General features: G+C 69.0%; 7 protein-coding genes and 1 pseudogene. 6 read left to right on the top strand and 2 right to left on the bottom strand.

Features of this window, described 5'->3' with window-relative positions; genetic code table 11:
• The 5 genes and pseudogenes from ACFQ36_RS20030 to glmM all read left to right on the top strand — a co-directional run.
• Positions 1 to 382 (top strand): annotated as a pseudogene (locus tag ACFQ36_RS20030) (hypothetical protein); the annotation flags it as partial.
• A gap of 73 nt (positions 383 to 455) precedes the next feature.
• Positions 456 to 698: a carbon storage regulator gene (locus tag ACFQ36_RS20035; protein WP_377016854.1), complete on the top strand. Its 243-nt coding sequence runs from the start codon at positions 456 to 458 to the stop codon at positions 696 to 698.
• Between the two features lie 268 nt (positions 699 to 966).
• Positions 967 to 1,410 (top strand): 50S ribosomal protein L13, encoded by a 444-nt coding sequence (gene rplM / locus ACFQ36_RS20040; RefSeq protein ID WP_377016856.1) that lies wholly within the window; start codon positions 967 to 969, stop codon positions 1,408 to 1,410.
• A gap of 38 nt (positions 1,411 to 1,448) precedes the next feature.
• Positions 1,449 to 1,949 (top strand): 30S ribosomal protein S9, encoded by a 501-nt coding sequence (gene rpsI, locus ACFQ36_RS20045; RefSeq protein WP_377016858.1) that lies wholly within the window; start codon positions 1,449 to 1,451, stop codon positions 1,947 to 1,949.
• Between the two features lie 162 nt (positions 1,950 to 2,111).
• Entirely contained in the window at positions 2,112 to 3,476 is a 1,365-nt protein-coding gene (gene glmM, locus ACFQ36_RS20050) for a phosphoglucosamine mutase (RefSeq protein WP_377016860.1), read from the top strand.
• A gap of 48 nt (positions 3,477 to 3,524) precedes the next feature.
• Here glmM and ACFQ36_RS20055 read toward each other — a convergent pair whose 3' ends face one another.
• Positions 3,525 to 4,511, bottom strand: coding sequence for an SMP-30/gluconolactonase/LRE family protein (locus ACFQ36_RS20055; protein WP_377016863.1), 987 nt, complete (start codon positions 4,509 to 4,511; stop codon positions 3,525 to 3,527).
• A gap of 240 nt (positions 4,512 to 4,751) precedes the next feature.
• On the opposite strand from ACFQ36_RS20055, the gene ACFQ36_RS20060 reads away from it, so the two are divergent.
• Positions 4,752 to 5,258, top strand: a complete 507-nt coding sequence (locus tag ACFQ36_RS20060) for a universal stress protein (RefSeq protein ID WP_377016865.1) — start codon at positions 4,752 to 4,754, stop codon at positions 5,256 to 5,258.
• A 64-nt stretch (positions 5,259 to 5,322) separates the two neighbouring features.
• Here ACFQ36_RS20060 and ACFQ36_RS20065 read toward each other — a convergent pair.
• The coding region (locus ACFQ36_RS20065; RefSeq protein ID WP_377016867.1) for a M15 family metallopeptidase at positions 5,323 to 6,014 on the bottom strand (692 nt) is incomplete at its 5' end.

Genomic DNA, 6,014 nt, shown 5'->3' on the forward strand with positions numbered 1-6,014 from the left:
CCCGGTGGCCCCGGAGGTCAAGGCCGGCGGAGCGCTCGCTGGCACCGTCCGCCGCCCGGTACAGGACCGCAAGAGCGCGCTGGCCGCCCGGGCCCGGGGGGTCGAACGCGGCCACAGCGTTTTCGTGGCCTTCGGCCTGGGCCGGGGCGGACCGGACCTTGCCGGTCTGCTGCCGGTGCTGGCGGGTTTGGAAGCGGACCAGCTGTGGGTGGCCGTGGACGCCGGGCGCAAGCCCGAGGACACGGCGCGCTGGGTGCGGCAGGTCAGGGACGTGGCCGCGGTGGACGCCGTGGCCGTGGAGGGAACCGCCGGTACCGCGACGCCGGAAACGGTCCTCGGCCTGGGCCTGCCCGTCGGCTGGTCCGACGGCGCCCGCCCCTGAGACCCCGAGGTGCCTTGACCGGGCGCAGCCGGCACTGCGGGAACGCCCCAACCTCTTGCGATAGAGTGGGCTGGTGCTGGTACTGACACGCAAACCCGGCGAGCGGATCCTGATCGGTGAGGACATTGTCATCACCGTCCTTGATGCACGCCGGGACGGGGTGCGCCTGGGCATTGAAGCGCCCAGGGGCGTCAAGATCCAGCGCGACGAGGTGGTCCGCGCCGTGACCGAAGCCAATGTTGCCGCCGCCGGCGCCGACCCGGACGCCGAAGAGCGGATCAAGGCGCTGCTCGGCCTGAAGGCGGACGGCGCCTGAGTCCGGAGGCCGCCGCGGCCCGCCGCTTTTGACCTGCCACTACGTGACACGGTAACCTTGGTAGTCGTTGTGCGTGTCCATTCCCGACGCGTCCATGCCTGCGTGACGGCTCAGTTGCAGAGCCACCTGGTCCGCGGGGATGGCCGGGAACTCCTGGACCACTGGTCATTCAGTCCTCACCTGAAGTTCCGGTAGCGCATAGAAAACGTGCGTGCGTGTCCGCCAGGGCGCGCCGCTACCTTGAGAACAAGAAACGAAGGCAAAAACCGTGCGTACGTACACCCCGAAGCCCGGCGATATCAACCGCCAGTGGCACGTCATTGACGCCACCGACGTTGTCCTGGGTCGTCTTGCCAGCCAGACCGCAACACTGCTGCGCGGAAAGCACAAGCCGACCTTTGCGTCCCACATGGACATGGGCGACTTCGTCATCATCATCAACGCCGAGAAGGTGGCCCTCACCGGCGCCAAGCTCGAGCAGAAGCGGGCCTACCGCCACTCGGGCTACCCGGGCGGCCTCAAGTCCGTCAGCTACGCGGAACTGCTGGACAAGAACCCGGTCCGCGCGGTGGAGAAGGCCATTCGCGGCATGCTGCCGAAGAACCGCCTGGCGGACCAGCAGCTGTCCAAGCTGAAGGTCTACGCCGGCCCGGAGCACCCGCACGCGGCCCAGCAGCCCAAGACCTTCGAAATCACTCAGGTCGCCCAGTAGTCCTGGCCACCGACTAACAAACTTATTCAAGGAGAACCGTGGCTCAGAACCCTGAAGAGCTGAACACCGCTGCCGAGGAAAACCTCACCAGCTACACCTCGGAGACCCCCGCGGCCGCCGAGACCGCCAAGCGCGAGCGTCCGGCGCTCACCGTCGGCGGCGCCGCCGTTGGCCGCCGCAAGGAAGCTGTGGCCCGCGTCCGCGTCGTCCCGGGCACCGGCAAGTGGACCATCAACGGCCGCGACCTGGCGAACTACTTCCCGAACAAGCTGCACCAGCAGGAAGTCAACGATCCGTTCCGGATCCTCGAGCTCGATGGCGCCTATGACGTTATCGCCCGCATCGACGGCGGCGGCGTGTCCGGCCAGGCCGGTGCGCTGCGCCTTGGCGTCGCCCGCGCGCTGAACGAGATCGACCGCGAGAACAACCGCCCGACCCTGAAGAAGGCTGGTTTCCTCACCCGCGACGCCCGCATCATCGAGCGCAAGAAGGCCGGCCTCAAGAAGGCCCGCAAGGCCCCGCAGTACTCCAAGCGCTAAAAGCCGCCTGGCTGCTTGTCGCTTGTCCGGGATCCCGGCCGGTGGACTTCCACCGGCCGGGATCCCGTGCGTTAATGGCTGGTAACGGCCGCGCGCCGGGTTTTGGACCCGCAGACCGTTCGGTTACAGTTCGCTAACGTAACTAACGTAAGATGATCAGCGATGTCTAGATTATTTGGAACTGACGGTGTCCGGGGTCTGGCCAATGGGCTGCTGACCGCAGAATTCGCGCTGCAGTTGGCGCAGGCGGCAGCAGTGGTCCTGGGCCACCGGCAGGTGGACGACGGCCGGCGCCCCACAGCGGTTATCGCCCGGGACCCGCGCGCAAGCGGCGAATTCATCAGCGCCGCGGTGGAGGCCGGACTGGCCAGTGTCGGCGTGGATGTCTACAACGCCGGCGTGCTGCCCACCCCTGCCGCCGCCTATCTGGTGGCGGACCTGAAAGCGGACTTTGGCGTGATGATCTCCGCATCCCACAATCCGGCCCCGGACAACGGCATCAAGTTCTTCGCCCGCGGCGGGCACAAGCTGCCGGACGAGGTCGAGGACCAGATCGAGGCCGAGATGCCCCTGCCCCGGGTGCGCCCCACCGGCGCGGGCATTGGCCGCATCCAGCGCTTCTCCGACGCCGAGGACCGCTATGTACTCCACCTGCTGCAGACCCTGCCCGCCCGGCTGGATGGCCTGAAGGTCGTGCTGGACTGTGCCCACGGCGCCGCCAGCGGCTGCTCGCCGCAGGTCTTCAAGGACGCCGGCGCGGACATCGTCGTCATCGGCGCGGAGCCGGACGGGCTCAATATCAACGACGGCGTCGGCTCCACTCACCTGGAGAAGCTGCAGGCCGCCGTCGTCGAGCACGGTGCGGACCTGGGCATCGCCCACGACGGGGACGCGGACCGCTGCCTGGCCGTGGATGAGAACGGCGCGGTGGTGGACGGCGACCAGATCATGACGATCCTGGCCCTGGCGCTCAAGAGCGCCGGCAAGCTCAAGGACAATGTCCTGGTGGCCACCGTCATGAGCAATCTGGGCATGAAGCTGGCCCTGCGCGAGGCCGGGATCCGGGTCGAGGAAACCGCGGTAGGGGACCGGTACGTACTCGAGAACATGCGGGCGCACGGCTACTCGCTCGGCGGCGAGCAGTCGGGCCACGTGATCTTCCTGGACCATGCCACCACCGGCGACGGCGTGCTGACCGGGCTTCAGCTGGCCGCCCAGCTGGCCAGCACCGGCAAGCCGCTCTCCGAGCTGGCCGCCCAGATGCACCGCCTGCCCCAGGTGCTGACCAACGTCCGCGACGTGGACAAGGCCGCCGTGCCCACGAACGCTGCGGTGCAGCAGGCGGTCGCCGAGGCCGAGGCCGCCTTGGGAGAGACCGGCCGCGTGCTGCTGCGCCCCTCCGGTACGGAACCGGTGGTGCGGGTGATGGTGGAGGCCGCGGACATGGACACCGCCCAGGCCACTGCCGAGCAGTTGGCGGCCGTGGTCAAGAAGCATCTGTCCCTGGAAGAGGAACTCGCCAGCTAGGCGCCGGGGTGCCCGCCGCACGTAACGCAGGAACCCAGCTTGCGTCCCTCACCGGGCGTCGACGATGACCACTTCGTAGGTTTTGGCCTTCGGCGGGAAGCCGGTGTCGAACTTGGCATTGACCACCAGCAGGGTCTCGCCGATCAATGCCGCCGTCGTCGGGGTCTGGAACAGCTTGCTCGTGATCACCTGCTCGACCGAGCCGCTGCCCAGGTCGGACTCGAGCCGGATCCGGCTGATCTGGTTCTTGAGGTTCTGCACCGCCCACAGCTGCCTGTCCTTCAGCACCAGGCCGTCCACGTCGGGGAGGCTGGGTACCCTGATTGGCTTGCTGGCGCCGGTGTCCGGGTCCACGGTGTAGACGGCTTGGTTGGCTGAATGGGCCACAATCAGCGTTTCCCCGTCCTCGGTGGCCGCGATGCCGTTGAGGTTGAAGCCCTCGCCGGTTTTGGCCGCCGGGCCGCTGAGCTTCACGGTCCTGGCCTTGCCCGGCCTGCCCTCGCCGCTGATCGGGACCACGTACAATTCGCCCTTGCGGGAGTTGGTGAACCAGGCTCCCTCGGGGGTCAGTGCCACGTCGTTGATGAAGGACTCTTTGGCCTTGGCGAGCTGGACGCCGGCGACGGTTTTCCCGGTGTCCGTGTCGTAGAAATAGCCCTGGCCGGTCATCCCTCCGGCCACAATCAGCAGTCCGTGCTCCCGGTCCACCTTCATGCCCACCGCCATCCGGCCCTCCGGCACATCGATGAAACGCTTGGCCGAGCGGGCATCCAGATCCCCGCGGAAGATATCGCCGGCCATCAGGTCACCGGCGAAGAAGGTGCTTCCCCCGCCGGCGGCGATGCCCTCTGCCGAGGTGGCCCCGGGCAGCACGATCGTGGACGGTGGCATCGTGGAAGCGGCCATCGGGGACGGGGATGTTTCGGGGGCGGCCGGCGCGGCACAGGAGGCCAGCAGCGCGCCGGCTGCCATCAGCGCTGCCAGCGGACCCGGACGGTACCTGCGGCCGCCGGATTTTACGGTGGGCTGGGACATCTGGTTCTCCCGTCCGGAAGCTGTCCGGGAACCACCGGATCGGGCTCCCGTGGATGCCTACAGGGTACCGCTGCTGCCGCACCGCGGTCTTCAGGGCCTCGCGGCTTTCGGCCGGCAGCGCTGCCGGCCTGTTCATCAGCATCATGACGGCAAAGCGGATGGCGGCCCGGAAAATGACGGACCGGCAGCTGGGAAATCGCCTACTGTGGAAGGAACGAATCCGTCGGACCGGAGGTTGCCATGGCTGGTTCCGAAGCGGACAGCGCCGCCGGGCTGCGCCGCTTCAGCGGTCCCGTCCTGGTGGGGGTCGTGCCGCGGCAGCACCCTTCGGTCCTGGCCGGTGCCGCCGCCCTGGCGGCCGGCCTGGGCGTGGGCCTGGTGTGTGCCTTCGCCGACCCCGAAGTCTATCCGGAGGTCCGCCCGGACGGTACCGTGGACCTGTTGCCGATCGATCCGGACGCCGGCGCGGCCGCGGAAACGGCCGATGCCTTGGTGTCCGAACTGCAGGCCGGACTAAGGCAGGTCCCGGTGGCCTGGGAATTCCGGCACCTCTGGGGCGATCCCGCCCAGGCCCTGCACCGGGCCGCCGAAGAGCTGGACGCCTCGCTTATTGTGGTGGGAACCCGGGAACGCGGCCTGGCGCACCGGCTGGAGGAACGGGTGGCAGGATCGGTTGCTGCCCACCTGGCCCACCGCCAGCAGCGGCCGGTGCTCGTCGTCCCGGCCAGGGACGGTCCTGCCGGTTAGGGTTCCGGCCGCTGCCGCACCCGGGTCCACGGCGGCGGCAAGGCCGACGGCAGGCTTCCGTGCCTTAGCGGTAGTCGGGGGCCGCAGGCAAACCGAAATAGGTTTCCAGCGACTTCGTGCCCTGCGCGGCCATGTCCATGGCCACTTTCGTGCCCACGTAGCGCAGGTGCCAGGCCTCGGGCGAATAGCCGGTGACCTGCTCCTGCCCGGGCTGGTACCGGACGATGAATCCGAAGCGGTGGGCGTTCTCCGCCACCCAGCGCCCGGCGGCGGTCTCCGCGAAGCAGGCGCTCAGGTTGCAGTTGCCGGCCGGGTCCCCGATATCCACCACGAGGCCGGTCTGGTGTTCGGAATAGCCCGGCCGCGCGGAAATCCGGTCCGCCTCGGCCTTGCCGTTGACATTGACCCAGTGCTGGTAGGTGGACACCTGCGTGTCGTAGGAGCGGAAGCCGCTGAGCAGGGTCATCGGAACCCCGTCCGCTGCGGCCGCGGCGAAGAGCCGTTCGACGGCGCCGGCCACGGTATCGCGGACCTTGGCCGCCTCCCCGCCCGGACCCAGCGGGACGTTCGGCAGGCGCAGGTCCGCGGGGGCATAGTCGAGCGGCTGCAGCGGCCGCGTTTTGTTGACGACGACGTCGATGCGCGCCGGATCGTCGTGCCCGGCTCCCCGCCCGGGGGCAGGCGTTGCGGCAGGTTTCGTGGCCGGCCGCTCCGCCGCCGTTCCGGCCGGTGCCGGAGCGGATGGCGAGGTGCCCG

This window comes from Arthrobacter sp. GCM10027362, assembly GCF_042679445.1.
Lineage (GTDB): Bacteria > Actinomycetota > Actinomycetes > Actinomycetales > Micrococcaceae > Crystallibacter.